The organism is Martinezella lusitana (assembly GCF_900094565.1).
In the GTDB taxonomy this organism is placed as follows: Bacteria; Pseudomonadota; Alphaproteobacteria; order Rhizobiales; family Rhizobiaceae; genus Rhizobium; species Rhizobium lusitanum.
The window spans coordinates 322884-348280 of record NZ_FMAF01000002.1 but is presented as its reverse complement, the minus strand read 5'-3'; the positions used below and the strand labels follow the sequence as shown (position 1 = coordinate 348280).

Genomic DNA, 25397 nt, shown 5'->3' with positions numbered 1-25397 from the left:
GTCATGGCTGGTTGGGGAGCCGCCGAACAACACGATAAATCGAAGCGCATGAAGGCGGCAGCCGTGCCGGTGACCTTCGCGGGTACCGTTGGCCTGTTCACGCCGGCTGCTGTATCTCCAAGCGCAACTGCCGTGCTGTTCCTCAGCGCTTGGGGCTTCGAGGAAATGTGCGTCCGCAAGTTCTGGCGCATCCTGGCGGAGGATCTTGCCGATATCGGCGTATCCAGTCTGCGTTTCGACTACGCCGGCACCGGTGATGCGCTTGACGTCGCCGATGACGGCCGGGGCCTGGTGTTGTGGGAAGAAACCGCGCTCGCCGCCGTCTCCACGTTGAAGTCGCTCTCCGGCTTCGAGAGGCTGATTCTCATCAGCCAGGGCCTCGGCGGCAGCATAGCCGCCACGCTCGCCGAGCGCCTGTCCGATGTAGATGGGATCGCCTTCCTCGCGCCGGTCGTTTCCGGCCGTGCCTATCTGCGTGAATTGACCGTCTGGTCGAAGATGATCGACGAGGGCATGGGACTTGCGGAGGCGCAGCGTCAGACCGAAGGTGTCACCGTTGCCAGCCTGCGCATGCCGGACAGCATCGCTGATGCCGTCAAGAAGCTCAATCTGATGACGCTCTCGGGGCTCGGCGCGCCGAACGGCCTCGTGCTGACCCGGCCCGGCCGGCCGGGAGACGCGGACTTTTACCGCCACCTGGAGACGCTCGCCCCGCATGTCGAGCAGGCTCCCTACGAGGGTTACGACGACCTGGTGTCGAACCCCACCGTCGCCGTCATGCCGACCGTTGCGGGCCACAGGATCCTCGAGTGGGTGAAGTCGATTGTCGTAAAGCCCACAGCGGCGGTTTCTATCAATCTCATGAGGCCCGATGCCGAACCGCTCGTCGGTGACGGCTTTCGCGAGACGCCGGTGCGTTTCGGCGCCGGCGAACGCATTTACGGTGTGCTCTGCGAACCCATGGGCGTTCGCACCGGCGCGACGGCACTGCTCCTGACCACCGCCTACGACCGCCATGCCGGCTGGGGCCGGATGTCGGTTGCCATGGCACGCGCGCTTGCCCACGACGGCATCGCTTCCCTGCGCTTCGACACGGCCAATGTCGGCGACAGCCCACCGCTTCCCGATGCTCCGGAGCAGGTGCTGTATTCGCGCGACCAGCAACGGGATGTCGCCGACGCGCTCGACCTGCTGGAAGCGCGAAACCTGCTGCCGGCGTTTGTCGTCGGCCGTTGCAGCGGCGGCTATCTCGCCTTCCAAGCCGCCTTGCGCGACATCAGGTGCAACGGCCTGATCACTGCCAACCCTTACAATTTCTTCTGGGACGAGACCCGATCGGTCGACGAAGCCCTACGATTCGCGCCACGGTCGCTCGAAACCTACGGGCGGAAATTCCTGCAGCTGGAAACGCTGAAGCGGCTCTATGGCGGCCAGATCGATGCTGGAAGCGCGATACGCAACATGGCGATCGTGCTCGCCAGGCGCGCGGTGCGATTGTGCCGTCCGTTGTTCAGTCTCTTTCCCTTCTTAGCCGGTGCGCGCGAACCCGTCATCAGCGGTTTCCACGCGCTCGCCAAGCGCCGGGTCGACATCTCCCTGATCTACAGCGCCCATGATATCGGCCTCGATCACCTCCACGAGCAGTTCGGCGAAAACGCCGCCGGCCTGAAGCATTTTCCGGACATCCGCCTCACCATCATCCCCGAGGCAGACCACAATCTCACCCCGCCCTATGCGCGCAAGGTGTATCTGCGAGAGGTCAGGGAGATGGGATTGAGGCTCGGCAGGCGATGAAATCTGACCGTAACGTCAGCCGGAAATACTCGCCATATCCGGCACTTGTTGTATAGTTGCAGCATGAGGCTGCTGATCGTCGAAGACAACCGCGAACTGGCGTCCTGGCTCGGCAAGGCGCTGCGTCAGGCGCAATATGCCGTCGACATCGCCTACGACGGCGAGGACGCCGAGCACATGCTGAGGGTCGCAGCCTATGCCGCTGTCATCCTGGATCTGTCGCTGCCGAAAATGGACGGGTTGACCCTGTTGAAGCACGTGCGCCAGAGCGGCAACAAGGTGCCGGTCATCATCCTCACGGCCAATGCCAGCCTCGACGGCCGGATTGCCGGCCTCGATAGCGGTGCCGACGATTATCTCGCCAAGCCTTTCGAGATTGCCGAACTGGAAGCCCGCATCCGCGCCGCCGTCCGCCGTGGCCACGATCACGCTGCGCCGGAGATCGCCGTCGGCGACCTTTTGTTCGATGGCGGAACGCGGCAGTTTTATCTCGCCGGCGAGGCCCTGGCGCTGACGCCGCGCGAACATGCCGTGCTCGAACACCTGGTCATGAAGGCCGGCACGACCGTGACCAAGACCACGCTGTCGGAAAGCGTCTTCGGCTTCGACGATCTCGCCGATACCAGCGCCATCGAAATCTACGTGCATCGCGTCCGCAAGAAACTCGAGGGCAGCACCGTGCAGATCGCGACGCTGCGCGGCCTGGGCTATCTCCTCCGCCATGCACAATAAGGACGCTCCCTCGCCGAAAGGACGCCTGGGCCGCACCGTAAGCGCGCTGACGAACAGCCTGCGGGCACAATTGTTTGCCTGGGTGGTCCTGACGCTGATCGGGGCGATCTGCATCAACCTTTATCTCAGCTTCCGCTCGGCCGACGCCACGGCCGATCTCGTCACCGATCGCACGCTGCTCGCCTCGGCCCGCGTCATCGCCGAAGCCGTGCATGTCGATGGCAGCGGCACCGTGCAGATCGATATCCCGCCGGCGGCGCTTGAAATGTTCGATACCGGCTATGGCGACCGTGTCTTCTACCAGGTGGTGACCGCGTGGGGAAACCTCATCGCCGGCTATCCCGACCTGCCCCACCCGAAACGGGAGCAGGTCGGCGAGGACACGACCTTTCGGGCCGACGGGATGCGGGCCCTGATGCTGAGCCATCCCGTCGTCGGCCTCAACCAGGACGGCCCGGTTTCCGTCACCGTCGCCGTCACCCACAACAGCCAATATGCCATGCGCCGCAGGCTGTGGCTGTCGGACTTCACCAAGCAGCTCGTTCTCGTCCTGGTCGCCGGCCTGGTGACCATCATCGGCCTGCAGCGCGGCCTCACGCCGGTGCTGAGACTTCGCGACGCCGTGCGCGAGCGCGGGCGTCAGCGCCTGGATCCTTTGGAGCCCGATATGGTGCAGAACGAGCTGCGGCCGCTCGTTCACGCCCTCAACGATCACATGGAGCGCGTGCAGAACCAGATGGCGGCGCAACGCCGCTTCGTCTCGAATGCCGCCCATCAGTTGCGCACGCCGCTCGCTCTGATTTCGACGCAGGCAAGCGTTGCCGCACGCGAGACGGATAGCGCCAGGCGCGACGAGGCTTTGCAGGCGCTGCGTTCGAGCACGCGGCAGGTCACCCGGCTTGCAAGCCAGCTTCTCACCCTCGCGCGTGCGGAACCCGGCAGCCGCCGGCCACGGGACGACACGATCGACCTTGCGGATACCGCCCGGCGGGTGCTGGAAAATCTTGCCGAAGAGGCCTTGCGGCACAATATCGACCTCGGGCTGGAAGCCGGCGAAATGCCGGTGCGCATCGAGGGAGACGGCACCATGCTGCGCGAGATGCTGGTCAACCTCGTCGACAATGCCTTGCGGTACACGCAGCCAGGCGGGCGTGTGACGGTGGGCATCGGACGGGAAGGCGATACGGCCCTCCTATGGGTCGAGGATAACGGTCCGGGCATTCCGGAAGCCGAGCGTGCCCAGGTGTTCGAGCGCTTCTATCGCATCATGGGCACCGAACCCGAAGGCAGCGGCCTTGGACTAGCCATCGTCCGCGAGGTCGTCGACGGCGCCGACGGCTCGGTCGCGCTTGGCGAAGCGGCCGGCGGCGGGCTGTTGGTCAGCGTGCGGCTGCCGGCGGTTTGAACTGCGAAGTTAAGTCGGGAATTTACGTCGCGATCCCTGGTTCTGGAATGCGATAGTTGCGGGATAGTCCCCTCTCCCGCAAGCGGGGCGAGGGGGTCTCTCACGCCAGCGCAACAAAAAGGGCCGGGCAAGATGCCCGGCCTCGGCCTTGGGAGGCGCCAGAAAAGTCGCGGCTTATTGCGCGTCCATATGCTGTTGCGGACGCCAGCGGGTGATGCGGTTTTCCACCAGGGTCATCACATATTCGGCGCCGAGCGTCACCAGCATCACCAGGATGATCGCGGCATAGAGGCCGGCAGCGTCATAGGTGCCCTTGGCGATCGAGATCAGGTAGCCGACACCGGCCAGCGAGCCGACGAATTCGCCGACGATCGCGCCGATGATGGCAAACGAGAAGGAGACGTGCAGACTTGCGAAGATCCAGCTCATCGCCGACGGCAGGATGACGTTGCGGGTGACCTGCCAGTTCGAGGCGCCGAGGATGCGGGCATTGGCGATCATGTTGCGGTCGGCCTCGCGCACGCCCTGAAAGGCATTGGCGAATACCACGAAGAACACCATGATGAAGGCGAGCGCCACCTTGGAAGGCAGGCCGAGACCCATGATCATCACGAAGATCGGCGCCAGCACGACGCGCGGGATCGAATTGATCGCCTTGATGTAGATCGACAGGATATCGGAGGCCAGCCTGTTGCGGCCAAGAGCGACACCGACGAGAACGCCGGTGATCGAACCGATGACGAAGCCGATCAACGCTTCTTCCATGGTGACGCCGAGATGATACCAGAGCGAACCGTTTTCGGTGCCTTCCGTGACCCAATCATAGAGCCTGTAGCCGATGGCGGTCGGGCTGGAATAGAAGAACGGATCGATCCAGTGCAAATCCGAAGCAAGCTGCCAGACGCCAAGGATCGCCACGAGGATCGCGACCTGCCAGAACAGCACGACATATTTGCGGCGTGACATTGCCTTCATCGCTGCTGCTTCGATTTCCGCATCCGAGGTACCGGCGCGGAAGATCGGCGCATTGCCTGTCTCAAGGGCTGTGTTTGCCATGATCAATCCTCCCCTTATGCCGCTTGGGCGGCACGGCGATAGCTGGTTTCGACCTCTTCGCGAAGGTCATCCCAGATCGTCTTGCAATAATCGATGAAGTTCTGCTCGTAGCGGATCTCCGAGACGACGCGCGGACGCGGCAGGTCGATCTTGTAGACAGACTTCACCGTCGCAGGTCCCGCCGTCAGCACATAGACCTTGTCAGCCAGTGCAACAGCCTCTTCGAGATCGTGCGTCACGAACACCACGGAAGCCTGCCGTTCAGCCCAGAGCTTCAGCAGTTCTTCATGCATGACCGTGCGGGTCTGCACGTCTAGAGCCGAGAACGGCTCGTCCATCAGCAGGATTTCCGGCTCGTTTATGAAGGTCTGCGCCAGCGAGACGCGCTTGCGCATGCCGCCCGAGAGCTGATGCGGATAGTGATGCAGGAATTTCGTGAGGCCGACGCGGGCAAGCCAGTCCTTGGCGCTCTTCTCGGCCTCTGCTTTAGACTTGCCTCGGAACAGCGGGCCGGACATGACATTGTCGATAACGTTCTTCCAGGGGAAGAGCGCATCCGTCTGGAAGACGAAGCCGACACGCGGGTCGATGCCGTTGACCGGGCCGCCCATCAGGCGGACTTCGCCGGCACTGGGCCTGGCAAGGCCGGTGACGAGGTTGAGCGTCGTCGACTTGCCGCAGCCCGTCGGGCCGACGACGGCGACGAATTCGCCGCGTTCGACGGTCATGTTGAAATCGCGAAGTGCCGTCAGCGATTTGCCGGTCGGTGAAACGAAACGGCGGCTGACATTGATGAGCTCGATCGCCGATGTCCGGCGTCCATCCTGTTGCATGGTGCTGATCCTCACGCGTGCCTTAGGGCGTGCACGCAAAGCCCGGTGAACTGCCGCTTCCAACACCAGCCGGAAGCGGCATTGTGACTGCTTACTTGACGTTCTTGACGAATTCCGTCGTGTAGGTCTTCGACAGGTCGATCGTCTTGCCCTTGACGTTCTTGGAGAACGCCGAGAGCACGGCGAGAACGGTCTTCGGGCCATCTTCCGGCATTACGCCATCCGGCGTGAACATTTCCTTGCCGGCGTCCAGGGCCTTGATGTAGCCATCCTTGTCGCCGACGTAGAAATCCTTCGGCATCTTGTCGGCAATCTCTGCGGCGGAATGGGTGTGGATGAAGCGCAGCGTCTTGACGAAGGCGTTGGCGAGCTTCTGCACTTCTTCCTTATGGGCATCGACCCATGCGGCATCCATGTAGAGGGATGCGGCCGGATAGGTGCCGCCGAGCGCTTCCTCGGTGCCCTTGAGCGTACGCAGATCGACGAGAACCTTGGCCTCGCCCGTCTTCAGCAGACGCGAGATCGTCGGCTCGGTGGTCATGCCGGCCTGGATGGCGTCCTGCTGCATGGCGGCGATGAAGGTCTGGCCGGCACCCACCGGAACCGGGGTCACGTCGGCAGGCGAAAGGCCGGCCTTGGATGCCATGTAGAGCGTCAGGAAATTGGTGGAAGAACCGAGGCCGGTAACGCCGACGCTCTTGCCCTTCATATCCGCGAAGGACTTGATTTCCGGATGCTTGGCCGAGACCAGCTCGACTTCGCCGGGCGCCTGGCTGAACTGCACAACCGACTTGATGAACTTGCCCTTGGCCTGCAGGTCGACACAATGATCGTAGAAGCCGACGACACCCTGGACAGCACCGGCCAGCAGCTGGTTTTCGGCATCGACGCCGGCCGATTCGTTGAGAAGCTCGACCGCGAGGCCTTCATCCTTGAAATAGCCGAGCCCTTCGGCAAGCTTGGCCGGTAGATAGATCTGCTTCTCGTAGCCGCCCACCATGATGGAAATCTTGTCGGCGGCCTGTGCCGCCGTGGCTGCAAGTGAAGCAGCAGTCATGACGAGGGAAAGGGCTACGGTATGAAAAAAGGCGCGCGATGAACGCATCAAATGTCTCCTCCTGTTTTGGTGCTTGCGTCGCCCGACGCCGCAGAACATCTGCTTCCTCCACGAAGCTCGACGAACCTAGCGCGTGCAACCTTTCAGTCAGCTTTCAGTGCGCAAGCTCAAAAGGCGACATTACAATTTTTTTTATTTCAATGAGCTGAAAGGGCTTTTGGCGCGCGCTTGAAAAAACGGCACAGGGACAATGGCGGTTGCCGCCATCGTCAAGATACCGTTGCGATCGCCCCTTGCAACGGGGAAGCATCTTCCGATCCTGGCATTTCTACTATAGCGACATATCTAGAACATCGTATGTTCATTGGGGGATGACGGATGAGAAGCGTAGCCGCAGCGCTGATTCTAACGACGATCGCAACCGCCGGGCCGGCCTGGGCCATCTCTCGCTACGAGTCGCTGAGCCGAAGCTGCGCATCCGTGCAGCAGCTCATTGCCGGCGAACGCGCCGTCATATTGCGTTATCCCTCGAGTGACGGCCGCATTATATTGTATGACCGGTATGTCTCCGATGACGCGCAATGCGGCATAAGTGGTTATGCGGCCCGCACCTTCGTGCCGACCAGGGACAACCCGCAATGCCCAGTCCATAATTGCAGATCTTCTTCCGTCTTCAATCCGCATTGACGCGCCGCGTCTTTCTGCGTTTATTTGGCCTTCACTGCCACAAAAACTTTACAAAAAAGACTTTTGGTTGAATTTTACCCATATTTAACACACATTGTACGGGCAGATTGGACGAAGGTTCCCTGCCCCTATAGTGTCACAGCTAAGGTGGCATCCGCCTGGTCCCCTGTTTGAAAAGGAGATTGCGCAGTGAGTGCAAAAGTACCGAATCCGATCGACGCCTATGTCGGCTCCCGTGTTCGCACACGTCGACTGATGCTCGGCATGAGCCAGGAGCGGCTTGCTGAACAGATCGGCGTCACCTTTCAACAGGTGCAGAAATATGAAAAGGGCACCAACCGCATCGGCGCCAGCCGGCTGCAGGCGATAGCCAACGTTCTGGCCGTACCGGTCGCCTTCTTCTTCCAGCAAGACAATACGCAGCCGCTCAACACGGATGGTCTGGGCGCGATCAACGGCCTGGAGGATCTGTCGGAGTTTCTGACCTCCAAGGAAGGTCTGAGCCTTAACAAGGCGTTTATGAAGATCAACGATCCCGGCATACGTCAGTCCGTGCTGACACTGATCAAGTCATTGTCAAACGCCTCCGAACCGCTCGCGGGCCATGTGCCGCAAGCGGCCGACGCATCGATAGGCCTTCGCAACTGACCTTTAGCCTTGCCGCATCGAACATGGTCGAGGCGCGAACCCAACGGAAGCGCTGGTGGTCGCCTCGACAGTCGCAGTTGCGCTGTGTGCTGACGCTGTTTCCCCTCGAAAGCCGGCGCGTGGCATGGGCAATTGGGAGGCTGTGATACCCGGCCGGTCAATGATCTAACCCTTCGGCGGCAATGATGACCGTGGATCCTTCCCCAGCCGAATTTCTTGCCGGACATTCGGGCCGGAAGGCATCCGCGCTCGCCGCATCTCCTTATTCGGATCGCGCCTGCTCAGCCGGGGAAACCTTTCGGCGGATCGAGCCGTGTCTCCTGGCCCACGGCGTCACCCGTCTCGCGCGCCTGACGGGGCTCGACAGGCTCGGCATTCCCGTTTGGCAGGCAATCAGCCCGAACGCCCGCTCGATCGTCGTCCACAACGGCAAGGGCGTCACCGATCTCGATGCCAAAGTCTCGGCCGCGATGGAGGCACTGGAACGGGCCACGGCCAGTACGCCCGCCCTGGAAACCGTAAACACCAGTTGCGAGCGGCTGATGGCCGACGGACGCCGCACCGATACTCTGCCGCAGCTCATTGCCGGCGGCCAGGCCGATATCGCCGATGACGAGGACATCGCCTGGGCCGAGGGTCACGATCTCATTAGTGGAGAGGCCGTCTGGATCCCCGTCGAAGCCGTAGCACTCGATCGCACCATCCGAGTTGCACGTTTCTGGCAATCATCCGACGGGCTGGCTTCCGGCAACACCTTCGCCGAGGCCATCCTGCACGGCGTGCTGGAGCGCATCGAGCGCGACGCCGTGGTACTTTGGGACATCTCCACATTGAAGCAGCGCATGGACGCCTGCATCGACCCTGCCTCCTTCCACGATCCGGTGCTGAACGAGTTGACGGCCAGGATCGATTCCGCCGGGCTGACATTGCGCCTCTTTGACATCACCAGCGATATCGGCATCCCCGCCGTCACCGCTCTGCTCGGTCCCAGCGACATCGCCGCGGCGAGACGCGTGCGCTATCTCGATGTCACGGTCGGCAGCGGCGCACATCCATCGCCGCTCCGGGCAGTGATCCGCGCGGTGACGGAAGCCGCGCAGTCGCGGCTCACCTTCATCAGCGGCGGCCGCGACGATATAGAGCCGGAAACTTTTACCCGGGAACTGCCTGATAGCATCCGAAGCTGCTTCGACGCTGCCCCAAAACCCGCATCAAGGCTCGATGCCCCCTTGCCGAAAGGCGCCGAAGCCTTGTTGGAGCTGACGATCGATCACATGCGCCACGCAGGCATCGCCTCTGCAATAGCGCTTCCTCTGGCGCACACTTCCTTGCCCTTCTCGGTTGCAAAGATCGTGATACCAGAGCTCGAAAACCCACCGGGCAACCGCAAGCGCCGATACGGCCACAGGGCGCTTTCGAAATCCCTGCATCTGCTGTGACGATGCATATGCCCGGAAATCGAGCTTGGAGACCTGATATTTCCGGCCGCTGACCGGCGCATTTCTTCATTCTAACGTCCTGAAATTGCATAGGTAGGATTATTGCACAATCACGCCTCGTGTCACGCTGCATGTCACGCGCCAACTCCAGGAACATAAGTTAAGGTCTGCTCATGTTCTCGGCAGGATGCAATTCACCACCGCGAACAGGGGGCAATAGAGGGTGTGAAATGACTGCAGTACTTTCGATCGAAATGACAAACCAGGATCCGGATTCACTTAAGGAACTGGCGTCGATCGCACGACTCATCACTTATGCGCGGCAAAGTGCCAAAAATCTCAACGCGGAATTCCCGGTCTGGTGCCTGGATCTGGCGCTCGGGGCCGTGTTGCAGGAAATGTATGCAAACGGATTGCAGATGCCTTTGTTCGAAGAGGGCACGGACAGGGCAAACATGGCCGTTGCGCATTGAGCGCACCGGTGCGGGTTTCGGCGGGGGACCCGAGAAAATGTCGGTATGGTTAGCAAGCCATGCCGGCATTTTTGTTGAGGAGCAGAGAGCAAGACCAACCTGGAGCGTTTTGTTTCTTTACGCATTCCAGACGGAAAACCGCCTCGCACTTTTCCTGGAAATGCTCCAGCTAACCACCGCTCGTGCGCGGCTGCACACCTGCCACGAAGATCGCGATACATTGACGCAGGTGTCGCAAGCGCGTTTCCCGATCGGGCCAGTCATTCGGATGGCCCGGCTTTGAGATCATGGCACCGAAGATCATGCTCATCAGCATGCGCGCGCCGCTTGCAACATCGGCAATCTCGATAAGACCGCGCTGCTGCTGCTGGCTAAGCCAATCGGCAAGCATCTGCTGCGATTGCTTTGCGCCGTATGTGTGCATCAGTGTTGCAACCTCCGGAAATTGCTGCGATTCACTGATGGCGAGATGAATGAAGGCCTCGCGTTCGCGCTCCTTGGTCTCGTCGATATCGATCATGAAGATCTGTTCAAGCGTCTCGCCGAGCGGCAGATTCTCATCCGCGTCACGCGGCAAGGCCAGCATCGAGGCACGATGGTCGGCGATGATCGCCATGAAGAGATCGGTCTTGCGCGGAAACAATCGATAAAGGGTCTGCTTGGAGATCCTGCATCGGGCGGCAACCAGATCCATCGTCGTTCCGCCATATCCCAGCTCGTAGAATGTCGAGCGAGCCTCGCCGACGATCTCCGCGCGCCGCGTATCGTCGTTCACGGTTTTCGGACGACCGCGCGGGCGGCGTATCGCAGCCTGATCCGCGTTGCCTCCCCGTTCCTTCGTCCGCACTTCCATCTTGACCTCAACAGCCGAATGAGATTGACATTTGGAGCAATACAAATATTTTCCGTACGACATCGTACTGTAAATAAGGCAACAGGAAATAGCAACGTGCGAAAGCTTGCCTCTTTCACCTCCGAATCCACATATCCTGCGATATCCAGCCGCCTTCTGGCCACCCGAAGCGCGATGATCGTTGCGGGGGTCGCTGCCACGATGCTGCTTGTCGGCTGCAATGAGCAGAAGAGTGCTCAAAGCGGTATGCCGGCCGTCAAGATCGAAGTCAGCGCCATGGCGCTGCATCCGCAATCGGTGGCAATCACCGCCGAGCTGCCCGGCCGCACCAGCGCCTATCTCGTCGCCGAAGTGCGACCGCAGGTCGGCGGCATCATTCGCAGCCGTAACTTCAAGGAAGGCAGCGAGGTGAAGGCGGGCGACGTGCTCTACGAGATCGACCCGGCCTCCTACCAGGCATCCTATGACAGCGCGGTCGCTTCCTTGCAGAAGGCGGAAGGGGCCTTGCCGAGCGCTCAGTCGAAGGTGGATCGTTATAAGAGCCTCACGGCACAGGACGCGGTCAGCAAGCAAAATCTGGACGATGCTGTGTCCACTTTGGCTCAGGCGAATGCCGACGTGGCATCCGCCAAAGCGGCCCTGGAAACAGCGCGCATCAATCTCGACTACACCAAGATGCGCGCGCCGATCGGCGGCCGTGTCGATGCTTCCGCAGTCACCGTTGGCGCTCTCGTCACCGCGGACCAGACGACCGCACTGACCACCATCCGCCAACTCGATCCGATCAATGTCGACGTCACGCAGTCGAGCACGAACCTGCTTGAATTCCGTCGCGCCGTCGCGGAAGGCAGATTGAAGACCAGCGGCGACAACGTCTCGGTGCATCTGACGCTCGAAGACGGCAGCCAATATAAGGAAGCCGGCAAGCTCGAGTTTGCTGAAGCCTCGGTGGCCGAAACCGTCGGCACGATTACCGTACGCGCCGTCTTCCCCAATCCGGACCGCATTCTGCTGCCCGGCATGTATGTGCGCGCCACCATTCAGGAGGGCATTGCCGAAAACAGCTTCCTCGTGCCCCAGCGCGCCGTTTTCCGCAACACCAAGGGCGAGCCTACGGCCATGTTCGTGACCGCCGACGGCAAGGTGCAGCAGCGCGTATTGAAGGTACAGCGCAGCATCGGCAACAGCTGGCTTGTCAATGAGGGCATGAAGGACGGCGACCGCGTGATCGTCGAAGGCAGCCAGCGTGTCCGCGACGGCCAGGAAGTCAACGTCTCTCCCGTGACCATCGATGATGCGACCGGCGAGGTGAAGCAGGCAGCAGCCGACGCCAAGCCGGCACAGCAGCAGGCCGAATTGGAAAAAACCGATATCAAGGCCGCCTCCGGCGCTCAGAAGTGAGATTAGACGATGTCTCGTTTTTTCATTGACCGGCCGATCTTCGCCTGGGTTATCGCCATTGTCATCATGCTTGCGGGCGCGTTGTCGATCCTCACACTGTCGATCTCGCAATATCCGCAAATCGCGCCCACCACGGTGAGCATCAGCGCCACCTATCCCGGCGCCGATGCCGCAACCGTCGAAAACTCGGTGACCAAGGTCATCGAGCAGGGCATGACAGGTATCGACAATCTCGATTACATGACGTCGACCTCGACCTCGACGGGCCAGGCCTCGATCTCGGTGACCTTCACCAACAAGGCCAATCCGGACGTCGCGCAGATGCAGGTGCAGAACAAGCTGCAGCTCGTTACCGCACAGCTGCCGCAGACCGTGCAATCGACCGGCATAACCGTTTCAAAATCGACGTCGAACTTCCTCATGGTCGTCGGCTTCGTCTCGTCAGACAACAAGCTGAACTCCAACGACCTGGCGGACTATGTTTCCAGCACGCTCAACGATACGCTGAAGCGCATCGACGGCGTCGGCAACACCCAGATCTTCGGTGCCGGCTACGCCATGCGCATCTGGGTCAATCCGGACAAGCTCGCCAAATATCAGCTGATGGTCAGCGATGTCACCAGCGCGATCGAGGCGCAGAACTCGCAGGTTTCCGCCGGCCAGCTCGGTGCGCTGCCGCAACGCAAGGGTCAGCAGCTCAACGCGACTGTTACGGCCAAGAGCCGCTTGCAGACGCCGGAGCAGTTCGAAAATATCATCCTGAAGAGCCAGTCCAATGGTTCGCTGGTGCGTTTGAACGATGTCGCCACCGTCGAGCTCGGCGCGTCGTCCTATACCACGTCGAGCACCTATAACGGCCATCCCGCGGCAGGTCTTGCCGTGATGCTCGCTTCCGGCGCCAACGCCATCAGCACGGCGGAGGCGGTCAGATCGACTATCAACAATCTGAGCCAGACCCTGCCGCCGAATGTCGAGATCGTCTACCCCTATGACACGACGCCGTTCGTCAAGCTGTCGATCGAAGACGTGGTCAAGACGCTGTTCGAAGCCATCGTGCTCGTCTTCATCGTCATGTTCGTCTTCCTCCAGAACATCCGCGCTACATTGATCCCGACGCTCGCCGTCCCGGTCGTCCTGCTCGGCACCTTCGGCGTGCTGTCGCTGTTCGGATATTCGATCAATACGCTCACTATGTTCGGCATGGTGCTCGCCATCGGTCTGTTGGTGGACGACGCCATCGTCGTCGTCGAGAACGTCGAGCGCGTGATGGAGGAAGAGGGACTGTCGCCGCGTGAGGCGACGATCAAGTCGATGCAGGAAATCACCGGCGCGCTGATCGGCATCGCCACGGTCCTTTCGGCCGTGTTCATCCCGATGGCCTTTTTCTCCGGCTCGGTCGGCATCATCTACCGCCAGTTCTCGGTGACGATCGTCTCGGCGATGGTGCTCTCGGTCATCGTCGCGCTGATCCTGACGCCGGCCCTTTGCGCCACCATTCTGAAGAAGCCCGCACACGGCTCGAAGGAGCGCGGTGTTTTCGGCTGGTTCAACCGCAACTTCGAGCGGGGAACACGAGGTTATCAGCGCAGCATCAACGGCATGATCCGCTACTCCATCGTCTTCCTGCTGGTGTTCGCGTTGATCGGCGGCGCCGTCGCCTATCTGTTCAATCGTCTTCCCAGCTCATTCCTGCCGGAGGAGGATCAGGGCATTCTGCTGACCGCCATTCAGCTTCCCCCCGGCGCCACTGATTCCCGCACCTGGGCTGTGCTCAATCAGGTGAGGGACTATTATCTCAACACCGAGAAGGACTATGTCGACGGCGCATTCGCCGTGGCGGGCTTCGGCTTCAGCGGTCAGGGACAGAACGTCGGTATCGTCTTCGTGAGATTGAAGGACTTCGACAAGCGCTCGACGCCGCAATCGAAGGCGCAGGCGATCGCCGGTCGCGCCATGGGTGCTTTCTCGAAGATCAAGGACGGCAGCGTCTTTGCGCTCGCACCGCCCGCGATTCCGGGCTTCGGCAGTTCGAGCGGCTTCGACTTCTTCATCAAGGACGTCAACGGCGCCGGCCATGCCGCGCTCATCCAGGCCCGCAACCAGTTGCTGGGCGCAGCCGGCAAAAGCGCGAAGCTCTTCGGCACTCGCCCGAACGGCCAGGAAGATACGCCGCAATATTCCGTGAACATCGATCAGGAAAAGGCGAGCGCGCTCAATATCACCCTGTCCGATATCGACTCGACGCTGTCGACGGCCTGGGGCGGCACCTATGTCAACGACTTCATCGATCGCGGCCGCGTCAAGCCCGTCTACGTACAGGCCGACAAGAATTTCCGCATGCAGCCCGAGGATTTCGGCCGCTGGTACGTGCGCAACTCCGGCGGCGATATGGTGCCATTCTCGGCCTTCGCCAGCGGCGACTGGACCTATGGTTCGCCGCGGCTGGAGCGCTATAACGGCTCGTCGGCCGTTGAAATCCAGGGCGCGGCAGCACCGGGCGTCTCGTCGGGCGATGCCATGAACGAGATCGACAAGATCATGGCGACCCTGCCCCCCGGCTTCAGTCATGAGTGGACCAGCCTGTCGGCCCAGGAAAAGCTCTCCGGCAACCAGGCGACCCAGCTCTATGCAATCTCCATCCTGGTCGTCTTCCTGGCGCTGGCGGCCCTCTACGAAAGCTGGTCGATCCCGCTCGCCGTCATGCTGTCGGTTCCGATCGGCATCTTCGGCGCGCTGCTGGCCGCCACCATCTTCGGCCAGTCGAACGACGTCTACTTCAAGGTCGGCCTGTTGACGACGATAGGTCTGGCCGCCAAGAACGCCATTCTGATCGTCGAATTCGCCATTGAGCAGCAAAACCACGGCAAGGGGCTGATCGAGGCGACGCTGGAGGCCGCTCGCCAGCGCCTGCGGCCGATTCTGATGACCTCGCTCGCCTTCATTCTCGGCGTCATGCCGCTGGCGATTGCCAATGGCGCGGGATCGGGCAGCCAGAACTCGATCGGCATCGGCGTCATGGGCGGCATGATCTCGGCGACCGTGCTCGGCGTCTTCTTCATCCCGTTGCTGTTCGTTTCGGTCCGCCGCATCTTCAAGGGCAATGTTCGATCGACGGCAGCGCCGGAGGCCGCCAACCCTGACGTGGCGCATTAAGGCCTCTCACTCGCTCTCGAAAAAAGGAGCGGGCGGTCGAGACCTCGATCACGGATCGGCTGCTTCGGCTTGATTTGCCCAATCTGTCATCAATGATTAATATGCAATCATTGATGACAGAATATTTGTATTGCCAGTATGACGATCCGCAATATCGATGATCATCTAAAGACCCGGCTGCGCATTCGCGCCGCCGCACACGGGCGATCGATGGAGGATGAGGCGCGAGACATTCTGCGGGCGGCCTTATCGACCGAAGAAAAGCGTAAGCCCAATTTGGCCGAGACAATTCGTCGTCGCATGGCTGCAAGCGGTGGGGTTGTGCTGGATATTGCCCCACGTGAACCAATCCGCCCGGTCGATCTCGATCCATGATCATTCTCGACACCAATGTCATTTCGGAACGACGGGCGCGATCACCATCGCCAATGGTTGAAGCATGGCTCGCCGCCCAACCTCCTCTTACGGCCTCCGGCTCTTGCCCGAGGGCCGACGCCGAAGCGAATTGGAAGCTGCCATTCTCCCGATATTCGAAGAGGATTTCGCCAGAAGAGTTCTCCCCTTCGATGGCGAAGCTGCGGGAGCTTATTCCTTCCTTGCAACATCGCCGCGGCGGGCGGGCAGGCCAATCAACCAGTTCGATGCTCAGATCGCCGCAATTGCGGCGTCGCGAGGAGCGACGCTTGCAACACGCAACGCGCCGGATTTCCTGGACACCGGAATAGCGATCGTCAATCCGTGGAACTATCGGGAGTGATCCGATCCAAATGCCGCCAACTCAAGTTGATAGCGAAGACATCGGCGGTGCCGGCTCTTGCTTCGGCGACCATCGTGCATGCAGCTTGGCAAGCATCAGGTAGATGATCGGCGTGGTGTAAAGCGTCAGCACCTGCGACACGACCAGTCCGCCGACGATGGTGATACCGAGCGGACGGCGAAGCTCCGAACCTGGGCCGGTCGCGATGATCAGCGGAATGGCGCCCATCAATGCGGCCAGCGTCGTCATCAGGATCGGACGGAAGCGTTTGAGGCAGGCTTGATAGATCGCCTCCTCCGGGGACAGGCCGAGCACACGCTCACCCTGCAGGGCGAAGTCCACCATCATGATCCCGTTTTTCTTGACGATGCCGATTAAGAGGATGATGCCGATGAAGGCGATGATCGTCAATTCGGTGCCACTGATGACCAGCGCCAGCAGGGCGCCCAGGCCGGCTGATGGTAGCGTCGAGATGATCGTCAGCGGATGCGCCAGGCTTTCATAGAGAATGCCGAGAACGATGTAGACCGTCAGAAGCGCTGCCAGAAGCAGGAGCGGCTGGCTGCTGGACGACTGCGTGACGCTTGCCGCGTCGCCGGCGAAATCCGCGTGCAGCGTGTCCGGCAGGTGCATGTCGAGCACCGCCTTCTGGATGGCGTCGTTCGCCACCTGCAGCGGCGTGTTGAGCGCCAGATTGTAGGAAATGGTGACGGACGGATATTGGCCCTGATGATTGACCACCAGCGGCGCAAGCGTCCGGTCGACCGATGCGACGGCGCTGAGGGGGACCTGCGTGCCACCGGAGGCCGGCACATAGAGCTTGGAGATATCGTGCGGATCGAGGGCGTAGTTCGGATTGGCCTCCAGCACGACACGATACTGGTTACGTTGCGTATAGATCGTCGAGATCTGCCGCTGAGCGAAGGCATTGTTCAGCGCGGCATCGATGGACTGGATGTTGACTCCGAGTTGGGAAGCGAGGCTCCGGTCGATATTGACGGTCGCCTGCAGGCCGTTGGGCTGCCTGTCGGTCGCGACATCCTTCAGCCCCGGAAGAGCTTGCATGCGTTCCAGCACCTTCGGCGCCCAATACACCAGCTCGTCATAATTCGCGCCCCAGAGCGTGAACTGATACTGCGACTGCGATTGGCGAGCCCCGGCGCGGATGTCACCAGGCGAAAACAGGAAGGTGCTGAGCCCTGGAACGGCCGTGAGTTGCTTGCGAAGCCGGTCGATGACGTCGGCCGTCGGTGCCCGCTCCGATTCCGGCTTGAGTGAAATGAGGAGCTGCCCGCGATTGATGGAGCTGGAAAAGCCGCCGCCGCCCAGGGAAGAACCAAGACCCGAGACCGCAGGGTCCTGGGCGACGATATCAGCCGCCTGCCGCTGCAATTTGACCATGGCCGGATAGGAGATATCGGTCGCAGCCTCCGTCCCACCCTGGATGAAGCCTGTATCGTCCTGCGGAATGAAACCCTTCGGAACCTTGACGTAGAGATAGCCCGACATGACGACGCAGGCGATGATAACAAGCACGGACAGCACGCGGTGGTGCAGCACCGCTTTCAAAGTACGGCCATAAAATCCGATGATCGCGCCCAGCGTGCCTTCGATAATGCGGCCGAACGGACCTGGCCGCGCATCGATGTCGTGCTGACGAAGGCGATGGCCGCAGATCATCGGCGTCAGCGTCAGCGACACCAGCGTTGAGACAACGATGGTGAATCCGAGCGTCAGCGAAAAGGTCTGGAAGAAGCGGCCGACGATGCCGCCCATGAAGAACAGCGGTATGAAGGCGGCGAGCAGTGACAGGCTGATGGAAACCACCGTGAAGCCGATCTGCCTCGCCCCCTCGAGCGCCGCCCGCATCGGCTTCATGCCGCTTTCCAGATTGGCATAGATGTTCTCGATCATGACGATGGCATCGTCGACGACGAAGCCGACCGAGACGGCGAGCGCCATGAGAGAAAGATTGTCTATGGACAGTCCGAACAGCCACATCGCGGCAAAGGTTCCGGCCAATGAGAGCGGCACGGTGACGCCGGCTGCAAGGGTCGGCGTCGCGCGCCGCAGGAAGACGAAGACCACGGCCATGACCAGGCAGATGGTGGCGAGCAGGGTCCACTGCATATCGTTGACGCTGGCATGGATCGTCGTGGTGCGGTCGGAAAGGACTGCTATCTTGACGCCGGCGGGGATGAGTCTCTGCAGCTCGGGGATCAGCTCCTTGACGCCATCGACGGTGGCAATGACGTTCGCATCCGCCTGCTTGGTGATGTTGAGCAGCACGGCCGGCTTGCCGTCGTACCAGGCATCGGAGCGGCTGTTGCGCACGCCCGGCTCGACGGTGGCGATATCCGAGAGGCGGACGGCCGTGCCGTCGCCGCTCCGCACGACAAGCCTTCCATAGGCTTCCGGCGTCCGCAGCTGACTGTTCACGGCAAGAGAGAAGGCGCCGCTGGCGCCGTCGATGGAGCCGAAGGGACCGAGCACGTTGGCGTTGACGATCGCCGTACGGACGGCATCGAGCGATAGGCCCATGGCCGAGAGACGGTCGGGATCCAGCCTGATGCGCACCGCCGGCTGATCGGCGCCGCTGACCGTCACACCGCCGACGCCATCCACCTGCGAGATACGCTGCACGACCACCGTATCGGCCGCATCATATATGGCGCTCGGCGCGACATTGTCTGATGTCAGCGCCAGAATGAGGACAGGAGCCGCGGCCGGGTTGATCTTGCGGAAGGAAGGCAATGTCGGAAGATCGCCCGGCAGGTCGATTGCCGCCGCATTCAACGCCGCCTGCACATCCTGCGCCGCGCCATCGACACTGCGCGAGAGATCGAATTGCGCGATGATGGTGCTCGAGCCGAGGGAGCTGACCGAGGTCAGCTGCGTGACGCCGGCAATGGTGCCGAGATGGCGCTCGAGCGGCGCCGCGACGCTTGCCGCCATGCTGGCGGGATCGGCGCCCGGCCGGCCGGCGGAGACGACGATCGTCGGCAGATCGACGGTCGGCAGGCTTGCCACCGGCAGGAACCGATAGGCGACGATGCCGAGGATCATCAACCCGATCGCCAGAAGCGTCGTCCCGACAGGGCGTTTGATGAACGGCTCGGAGAGGTTCATGTCTCACCACCCGCCAGTTCGTTCATCTCTGGACTCGGCGTTCCGCTGGTGCGGCCGACGATGCGGGCGCGCAGGCTCTCGAAAGCCAGATAGATCACCGGCGTCGTATAGAGCGTCAGAAGCTGGGAAAGCACGAGGCCGCCGATGATGGTGATACCGAGCGGGATGCGCAGTTCGGCACCCGTGCCCTGCGCCAGGGCCAATGGCAGCGCACCGAAGAGTGCCGCCAGTGTCGTCATCATGATCGGGCGGAAACGCAGGATAGAGGCCTTGAGAATGGCTTCGCGCGGCGGAAGGCCTTCCTTGCGCTCCGCCTCCAGCGCGAAGTCGATCATCATGATCGCATTCTTCTTCACGATACCCATCAAGAGCACGATGCCGATCAAGGCGATGATCGACAGGTCCTGCCCGAAGAGCATCAGTGCTAGCAGCGCGCCGACGCCGGCCGAAGGCAGCGTCGAAAGAATGGTAACGGGATGCACGGCGCTTTCGTAGAGCAGGCCGAGCACGATGTAGATGGTCACGATGGCCGCGAGGATCAGCCAGGGTTCGCCCGCGAGCGAGGAGGCAAATTCTTCCGCATCACCCGAATATTTGCGCTGGATGTTATCAGGCATGCCGATGTCCTGCTCGGCCGCCTTGACCTCGGCAACTGCCTCGCTCAGCGAAGCGCCCTTGGCGAGATCGAAACTGATCGTCACGGCCGGAAACTGCTCGTCATGGCTGATGACCAGGGGCGCCGTCGTGAATGTCGCTGTGGTGAACGCATTGAGGGGAACCTGCGTGTCGCTGGCGCCCGCAACGTAGAGCTTGTTGAGCGACTTCGGATCCGACTGGTATTGCGGCGCGGCCTCGAGAATGACGCGATACTGGTTCGCCTGGCCGTAGATCGTGGCGATCTGGCGCTGGCCGAACGCGTCATTCAAAGTATCGCTCACGGCCTGCATCGACACGCCGAGCCGCGAGGCGGTTTCGCGATCGACATCGACGAAGATGCGGCCGCCACCCATTTCGACCTCGGACGTGACGTCGATGAGCTTCGGGCTCTCCTGCAGCTGCTGAGTGAGCTTTGCGGCCCAGTCGACCACCGTGGCCGTATCCGTCCCGGTCAGCGTGTATTGATAGGGTGCGCGGCTTGCCCGGGTACTGATCGAGATGTCGCGTACGCTTTGGAAGGTGACATGGATGCCGGGCAGGCCGTCGACTTCACCGCGCATCCGGTCGATGATCTGATCGGCGGAAACGTCGCGCTGGTTCCTCGGCTTCAGCACGAGGCTGAGATTGCCTGTGTTCAGCGTCAGATTGCTGGCGCTGGCACCGATGACGGAGCCGATGCCCTTCACGTCCGGATCCTTGCGCAGCCGGTCGGCCACGGTCGCCTGTATCGTCGTCATGGATTCGAAGGAGGTCGTCGGCTCCGCTTCTATGACGGCCGTGATCAGCCCCGTATCCTGCGCCGGCAGGAAGCCCTTGGGAATGACGACATAAAGCGCGATGGTCGCAGCCAGCGTCACCACCGTTGCCAACAGCATCAGGGCACTCCGGTCCACAGCCCAGACGAGACTGCGTCTGTAGCCCTCGACAAGCCGCTCCATGAAACGGTCGGTTCCGGCCAGAATACCGCCCTTGCGCTCCCTGGGCTTTCGCAGGATTCGGGCGCACATCATCGGAGTCAGGGTCAGGGACACGACTGCCGACACCACCACGGCAATGGTGAGCGTCAGCGCAAACTCGCGGAACATGCGCCCGACGATCCCGGTCATGAACAACAGGGGAATGAAGACGGCAACCAGCGAGACGGTGAGCGAAATGATGGTGAAGCCGATCTCGCCGGCGCCCTTCAGCGCCGCCTGCATCGGGTTTTCGCCCTCCTCGATGTGGCGGGCGATGTTCTCGATCATCACGATGGCGTCGTCGACGACGAAACCGGTGCCGATGGTCAGCGCCATCAGCGAGAGATTGTCGAGGCTGAAGCCGGCAAACCACATGACGCCGAAGGTCGCGATCAACGACAGCGGCAGGGCGACGCCTGCGATGAATGTCGCCGTCACCGTGCGCAGGAAAAGCAGGACGACGAGAATGACCAGACCGATGCTGATCACCAGCGTCCATTGCACGTCGTGGATCGAAGCCCTGATCGTCTCGGTGCGATCGTTGACGATGTCGAGCGAGATGCCGGCGGGCAGCGCCTGCTTCAGCTTCGGCAACTGCTGCAGGACGCTTTCGACCGTCTGGATGACGTTGGCGCCTGGCTGGCGCATGATATCGAGAATGACGGCGGGCTGTCCCTGATACCAGGCGCCGACGCGATTGTTCTCCAGCCCCTCGACGACGGTTGCCACGTCCTTCAATTGCACCGGTGCGCTGTTGCGATAGGCAATGATGACGGATTTATAGACATTGGGATCGACGATCTGGTCGTTGGCCGCAAGCGTGAAGCTCTGCTGGGTGCCGTCAAGCGAACCCTTGGCGCCGGCAACGCTGGCATTGGTGATCGCCGAGCGTATGTCCTCCAGAGCCAGGCCGTAGGAGGCGAGACGCGGCAGATCGACCTGGATGCGGATGGCCGGCTTGACGCCGCCCTGTATGTTGACGTCGCCGACACCGGAAACCTCGCTCAGCCGCTGCGCCATCATCGTATCGGCGAAGTCGCTGAGTTCGCGGATCGAATAGCTGTTGGAATGCAATGCCAGCGTCACGATCGGCGTATCGGCCGGGTTCACCTTCGAATAGGTCGGTGGATAGGGCAAGGTGCGCGGCAGCGTCGAGCCGGCGGCATTGATCGCCGCCTGCACATCCTGCGCGGCGCCATCGATATTGCGGCCGAGATCGAATTGCAGGGTGATCTGGCTGATGCCGAAGGCGCTCGACGAGGTCATGGACGCCAGCGACGGGATCTGTCCGAGCGGTCGCTCGAGCGGCGCCGTCACCAGGGCGGCCATCGTATCGGGATCGGCTCCGGGAAGCTGCGTCGTCACCTGTATCGTCGGAAAATCCACCTGCGGCAGCGGCGCGACCGGCAGGAAGAGAAAACCGAGAATGCCGCCCAGGAGAACCGCGACCCCGAGAAGCGAGGTGGCGATGGGCCGGGAGATGAAGAGCGACGAAACATTCATTGTTGCTGTGTCGGCGTTGTGGGCGACGTGGCGGGGGCAGCGCTGCCACTGGCATCCGCACCCTGGCCGGCGCCGGCGGCATGCTGGCCGCGATGGCTGCCATTGCCGCCCTCACCGTTGTGCCGACGATGCGGCCGCTCACCATCATTGGCATTGTTGGTCTGGCCGCTTTGCGGATCGTTCTCCGCGACCGGCTGCCCCTGATCATTCGCTGCCGGCGCATTCGGCGTTGACTGAACCGGACTGGCTGAAATCTGGACTTTCGACTTATCCTGAAGCCGCGCGAAGCCGGTCGTCACCACCTTGTCGCCGGGCGACACACCGTCAGTGATGACCGCCAGCGTGTCATCCTGCTGGCGCACCTTCACCGCCTTCATGGCAACGGTCTCATCCTGGTTGACGATATAGACGAAGGTGCCGTTCGGCCCGCGCTGCACGGCGGCGCTCGGAATGGTCGTGACGCCCTTCAGCGTCTCGACCAGAAGACGCGCATTGACGAAAGCACCCGGCCAAAGCGCCAGCTTGTCGTTCGGGAAATTGGCCTTCAGCCTTATCGTGCCTGTCGTGGAGTCGACCTGGTTGTCGACCACCGCAAGCGAGCCATTGTCGACCACCGTCTGGCCGTCGTTCCCCAGCGCCTCGACGGCGAGCGTTCCGGCCAGGCTGGCCGCGTTGACACGTGCAAGCTGCTGCTGCGGAATGGAAAAGAGGACGGAGATCGGCTGGATCTGCGACAGCGTCACGATGCCGGTCGTGTCGGACGAGCTGACGAGATTGCCGATATCGACGTTGCGGATGCCGGTGCGCCCGTCGATGGGCGCCTTGATCGTCGTATAGTCGAGCGTCGCCTGGGCGCTTTCTATGGCTGCCACATCGACCTGGATTTGCGCCGTATATTGCGCCACCAGCGACAGCTGGGTGTCGACCTGCTGCTGCGTGCCCGAGGCGCTCTTCACCATCAGCTGATAGCGCGCAAGGTCACGCTGGGCGCCGGCGAGCAGGGCTTCGTCCTGCGCCTTCTTGGCGACCGCCTGGTCGCGCTGCGCCTTGTAGACGCCGTCATCGATACGGGCGATTACGTCGCCCTTCTTGATGTCCTGGCCTTCGTCGAAATCGATTTCCACGATCTTTCCGTTGACCTGGGCGCGCACCGTCACGGTGTTCAGGGCCTTCACCGAACCCACGCCATCGATATAGACAGGCACATCGGCCGCCTTCGCGTCGGCCGCAAGCACCGGAACAGGACCGCTGAATTGCGAGAGGCCGCGCCGTCTTCCGCTGCCGCCACTCCCCTGGCCCTGGCCGTTGCGACGCTCACCTTGAGCTTGCTGGGCAGGTGCTGACGCATTCTGATAGCCGAGCAGCCGCTCGGCGCTGCCAAGCCAGAGATCGCGAGTGGCATAGGCGCCATAGGCCACTGCACCGATTACCGCCAGCGACATTACGACCCGAAAGGTCCGAGCCATCAACATACCTTCCTTCAAAGCCTTCGACGGTTCACGACCCGCCAGCATCACAGGGCGCGACTCTAGCTTGCATCGCGCCACTTAGGAATTTGGTATGGCCATTAAATTTTGTCCATTTTAGCGCGACTTAGCGTAACAAACTGTAACATTGGACAAAAACTAGGGTTGTAGTTGCAAAAGATCAGCGGCTGCGCAAGCGCACGCTGTCCCCTGTGATCACAGCACCCCCCAGCCGCGATAGCGCCCGCGACCGGTCATCTCGCGCAGGCCGAGATCAGCCACCAGATTGAGCGCGCCTCTTGGGGTAACACCGACATGGCGGGCGATCATCTTCGCCGAAACGATCGGTCGCGACAGCACGATATCGATAACCTCCGGCAGGCTGCTGTTCGATCGCCGGTCCTTCAGCCGCAATTCCATCTGCAGCTTGGCGAGCGAAAGCCGATCGAGTTCCTTGAGACCCGAATCGGCCGAAAGCGCCATGGCGTCCAGGAAGGCCAACAGCCGTGTGGTGCGATCCGACGCACGCCGCCGCTCGTGCCGCACGGATTTCAGGCCGACATTCAGGCAGAAGAGATGCGAGGTGACCTTGCCGCGGCTGCGCAGATAGGCGCTGACCAGCAGGCCGCCGAGCCAATGCTGCCGCCGCAGCGGCTCGATCCGCTCCCAGGCGTCGAAAAGCACGGCGGCGCCAAGAACCGGCGGCAACAGATCGGCCTCGCGGATCAGGGCGCGCCAGCTCTCCAGCCGCTCGCCTTCATCCCAATCCTCGTCGCGAACCAGGGCAAGCGGATCGTCGATCGTCTCCGGCCTGGCATCTGGGACGCCGCCGTTCAGGATCTTGTCGGATCGGGCAAGAATGGCGTCGATCTCGGCGAAATCGACGCCGAAATCATCCCCCCCATCCTCTTGTCCGTCATTAGGCTCACCGAGCGGCGGCGGACGCAGCTGGATGACGTCCTTGGCCTCGCCGATATCGCCCCGCAATGCGGCAAGTCCGGCCGCCTCCAACCCCCAGGAGGGCTCCGCGCTCCACAGACGACGCCTGACCCGCAGCACGGCGTGGGCGATGGTCAGCTCATGTGTCGGCGTGCGCGCATCCATGCGCGCATCGTGCAAGACCAGATCCTCCACATGCACCAGCTCGCCACCGACCCAGAGCGCGCCCGCTGCGTCGAAAAAATGCCCGCGCTCGCGAAAACCGTCCGCCACCGCATGCCTGAGGACACGCTCGTCCAGCCGCGCCAGCATGTCTTCCGCCTTGATGATGGCAGCCAGGAGCGTCGTCAGCGGGAGGGTGGTCAGATCATATCGCATTGGAATCACATCATTGAATCATTCTTACGGAACTTATCATCGCCGCATCCGGCGGGATAGGAAGAGACCCCTGTGAACTGT

The 25397-nt window shown here is 61.7% G+C and carries 18 protein-coding genes and 1 pseudogene; 11 read left to right on the top strand and 8 right to left on the bottom strand.

All coding sequences use genetic code 11. The features are described from left to right. Positions 1–3 precede the first annotated feature (3 nt). From GA0061101_RS04850 to GA0061101_RS04840, 3 genes are all read left to right on the top strand, one after another. Positions 4–1794: an alpha/beta fold hydrolase gene (locus GA0061101_RS04850; RefSeq protein ID WP_092573144.1), complete on the top strand. Its 1791-nt coding sequence runs from the start codon at positions 4–6 to the stop codon at positions 1792–1794. A gap of 63 nt (positions 1795–1857) precedes the next feature. Then, positions 1858–2526 (top strand): response regulator, encoded by a 669-nt coding sequence (locus GA0061101_RS04845; RefSeq protein WP_047553810.1) that lies wholly within the window; start codon positions 1858–1860, stop codon positions 2524–2526. After that, positions 2516–3931 carry a sensor histidine kinase gene (locus GA0061101_RS04840; protein ID WP_047637738.1) on the top strand — a complete coding sequence of 472 codons (1416 nt, stop codon included), beginning with the start codon at positions 2516–2518 and terminating at the stop codon, positions 3929–3931. Before GA0061101_RS04845 ends, GA0061101_RS04840 begins: the two co-directional genes overlap by 11 nt. Before the next feature lie 174 nt (positions 3932–4105). On the opposite strand, the gene GA0061101_RS04835 is transcribed toward GA0061101_RS04840, so the two are convergent. The 3 genes from GA0061101_RS04835 to GA0061101_RS04825 all read right to left on the bottom strand — a co-directional run bounded on the left by GA0061101_RS04835 (position 4106) and on the right by GA0061101_RS04825 (position 6925). Continuing rightward, positions 4106–4987 (bottom strand): ABC transporter permease, encoded by an 882-nt coding sequence (locus GA0061101_RS04835; RefSeq protein ID WP_037196058.1) that lies wholly within the window; start codon positions 4985–4987, stop codon positions 4106–4108. A 14-nt stretch (positions 4988–5001) separates the two neighbouring features. Continuing rightward, on the bottom strand, positions 5002–5820 hold the full coding sequence (locus tag GA0061101_RS04830) for an ABC transporter ATP-binding protein (protein ID WP_034509194.1): 819 nt from the start codon (positions 5818–5820) through the stop codon (positions 5002–5004). A gap of 91 nt (positions 5821–5911) precedes the next feature. Then, on the bottom strand, positions 5912–6925 hold the full coding sequence (locus tag GA0061101_RS04825) for an ABC transporter substrate-binding protein (protein WP_047637736.1): 1014 nt from the start codon (positions 6923–6925) through the stop codon (positions 5912–5914). A gap of 330 nt (positions 6926–7255) precedes the next feature. Here GA0061101_RS04825 and GA0061101_RS04820 point away from each other — a divergent pair, with 330 nt between their 5' ends. From GA0061101_RS04820 to GA0061101_RS04805, 4 genes are all read left to right on the top strand, one after another. After that, on the top strand, positions 7256–7564 hold the full coding sequence (locus GA0061101_RS04820) for a hypothetical protein (protein WP_037196053.1): 309 nt from the start codon (positions 7256–7258) through the stop codon (positions 7562–7564). 189 nt (positions 7565–7753) lie between these two features. Further along, the gene (locus GA0061101_RS04815) at positions 7754–8212 is read left to right on the top strand and encodes a helix-turn-helix domain-containing protein (protein WP_037196050.1); all 459 of its coding nucleotides are present in this window, start codon (positions 7754–7756) and stop codon (positions 8210–8212) included. A gap of 185 nt (positions 8213–8397) precedes the next feature. Then, entirely contained in the window at positions 8398–9651 is a 1254-nt protein-coding gene (locus GA0061101_RS04810) for a YcaO-like family protein (protein ID WP_047637938.1), read from the top strand. A gap of 230 nt (positions 9652–9881) precedes the next feature. Then, entirely contained in the window at positions 9882–10124 is a 243-nt protein-coding gene (locus GA0061101_RS04805; protein ID WP_047553818.1) for a hypothetical protein, read from the top strand. 169 nt (positions 10125–10293) lie between these two features. Here GA0061101_RS04805 and GA0061101_RS04800 read toward each other — a convergent pair whose 3' ends face one another. Continuing rightward, complete coding sequence (locus GA0061101_RS04800) at positions 10294–10977, bottom strand: TetR/AcrR family transcriptional regulator (protein WP_047637735.1); 684 nt, start codon at positions 10975–10977, stop codon at positions 10294–10296. 174 nt (positions 10978–11151) lie between these two features. On the opposite strand from GA0061101_RS04800, the gene GA0061101_RS04795 reads away from it, so the two are divergent. The 4 genes and pseudogenes from GA0061101_RS04795 (at position 11152) to GA0061101_RS04780 (ending at position 16288) form a co-directional block, all read left to right on the top strand. Continuing rightward, positions 11152–12378 (top strand): efflux RND transporter periplasmic adaptor subunit, encoded by a 1227-nt coding sequence (locus tag GA0061101_RS04795; protein WP_037196195.1) that lies wholly within the window; start codon positions 11152–11154, stop codon positions 12376–12378. Positions 12379–12387: 9 nt separating this feature from the next. Then, the gene (locus GA0061101_RS04790) at positions 12388–15531 is read left to right on the top strand and encodes an efflux RND transporter permease subunit (protein ID WP_047553827.1); all 3144 of its coding nucleotides are present in this window, start codon (positions 12388–12390) and stop codon (positions 15529–15531) included. A gap of 129 nt (positions 15532–15660) precedes the next feature. Next, on the top strand, positions 15661–15906 hold the full coding sequence (locus GA0061101_RS04785; RefSeq protein WP_047553829.1) for a FitA-like ribbon-helix-helix domain-containing protein: 246 nt from the start codon (positions 15661–15663) through the stop codon (positions 15904–15906). Then, a pseudogene (locus GA0061101_RS04780) lies at positions 15903–16288 on the top strand (VapC toxin family PIN domain ribonuclease). The gene GA0061101_RS04785 and the pseudogene GA0061101_RS04780 overlap by 4 nt, the downstream one beginning before the upstream one ends. Positions 16289–16309: 21 nt before the next feature. On the opposite strand, the gene GA0061101_RS04775 reads toward GA0061101_RS04780, so the two are convergent. The 4 genes from GA0061101_RS04775 to GA0061101_RS04760 form a co-directional block, all read right to left on the bottom strand. Next, positions 16310–19417: an efflux RND transporter permease subunit gene (locus tag GA0061101_RS04775; RefSeq protein ID WP_092573143.1), complete on the bottom strand. Its 3108-nt coding sequence runs from the start codon at positions 19415–19417 to the stop codon at positions 16310–16312. Continuing rightward, on the bottom strand, positions 19414–22533 hold the full coding sequence (locus tag GA0061101_RS04770) for an efflux RND transporter permease subunit (protein ID WP_092573142.1): 3120 nt from the start codon (positions 22531–22533) through the stop codon (positions 19414–19416). Before GA0061101_RS04770 ends, GA0061101_RS04775 begins: the two co-directional genes overlap by 4 nt. Next, a complete protein-coding gene (locus GA0061101_RS04765; RefSeq protein ID WP_092573258.1) occupies positions 22530–23999 on the bottom strand; it encodes an efflux RND transporter periplasmic adaptor subunit in 1470 nt (489 codons plus the stop codon). Before GA0061101_RS04765 ends, GA0061101_RS04770 begins: the two co-directional genes overlap by 4 nt. Before the next feature lie 216 nt (positions 24000–24215). Then, complete coding sequence (locus GA0061101_RS04760) at positions 24216–25316, bottom strand: RHE_PE00001 family protein (RefSeq protein WP_092573141.1); 1101 nt, start codon at positions 25314–25316, stop codon at positions 24216–24218. Between the last annotated feature and the right edge of the window lie 81 nt (positions 25317–25397).

What these genes read in the sequence shown, in the direction of transcription:
- GA0061101_RS04850 (WP_092573144.1), top strand. Translation starts at nt 4, where the DNA reads ATGGCTGGTTGGGGAGCCGCCGAACAACACGATAAATCGAAGCGCATG.
- GA0061101_RS04845 (WP_047553810.1), top strand. Translation starts at nt 1,858, where the DNA reads ATGAGGCTGCTGATCGTCGAAGACAACCGCGAACTGGCGTCCTGGCTC.
- GA0061101_RS04840 (WP_047637738.1), top strand. Translation starts at nt 2,516, where the DNA reads ATGCACAATAAGGACGCTCCCTCGCCGAAAGGACGCCTGGGCCGCACC.
- GA0061101_RS04835 (WP_037196058.1), bottom strand. Translation starts at nt 4,987, where the DNA reads ATGGCAAACACAGCCCTTGAGACAGGCAATGCGCCGATCTTCCGCGCC.
- GA0061101_RS04830 (WP_034509194.1), bottom strand. Translation starts at nt 5,820, where the DNA reads ATGCAACAGGATGGACGCCGGACATCGGCGATCGAGCTCATCAATGTC.
- GA0061101_RS04825 (WP_047637736.1), bottom strand. Translation starts at nt 6,925, where the DNA reads ATGCGTTCATCGCGCGCCTTTTTTCATACCGTAGCCCTTTCCCTCGTC.
- GA0061101_RS04820 (WP_037196053.1), top strand. Translation starts at nt 7,256, where the DNA reads ATGAGAAGCGTAGCCGCAGCGCTGATTCTAACGACGATCGCAACCGCC.
- GA0061101_RS04810 (WP_047637938.1), top strand. Translation starts at nt 8,398, where the DNA reads ATGACCGTGGATCCTTCCCCAGCCGAATTTCTTGCCGGACATTCGGGC.
- GA0061101_RS04805 (WP_047553818.1), top strand. Translation starts at nt 9,882, where the DNA reads ATGACTGCAGTACTTTCGATCGAAATGACAAACCAGGATCCGGATTCA.
- GA0061101_RS04800 (WP_047637735.1), bottom strand. Translation starts at nt 10,977, where the DNA reads ATGGAAGTGCGGACGAAGGAACGGGGAGGCAACGCGGATCAGGCTGCG.
- GA0061101_RS04795 (WP_037196195.1), top strand. Translation starts at nt 11,152, where the DNA reads ATGATCGTTGCGGGGGTCGCTGCCACGATGCTGCTTGTCGGCTGCAAT.
- GA0061101_RS04790 (WP_047553827.1), top strand. Translation starts at nt 12,388, where the DNA reads ATGTCTCGTTTTTTCATTGACCGGCCGATCTTCGCCTGGGTTATCGCC.
- GA0061101_RS04775 (WP_092573143.1), bottom strand. Translation starts at nt 19,417, where the DNA reads ATGAACCTCTCCGAGCCGTTCATCAAACGCCCTGTCGGGACGACGCTT.
- GA0061101_RS04770 (WP_092573142.1), bottom strand. Translation starts at nt 22,533, where the DNA reads ATGAATGTTTCGTCGCTCTTCATCTCCCGGCCCATCGCCACCTCGCTT.
- GA0061101_RS04765 (WP_092573258.1), bottom strand. Translation starts at nt 23,999, where the DNA reads ATGGCTCGGACCTTTCGGGTCGTAATGTCGCTGGCGGTAATCGGTGCA.
- GA0061101_RS04760 (WP_092573141.1), bottom strand. Translation starts at nt 25,316, where the DNA reads ATGCGATATGATCTGACCACCCTCCCGCTGACGACGCTCCTGGCTGCC.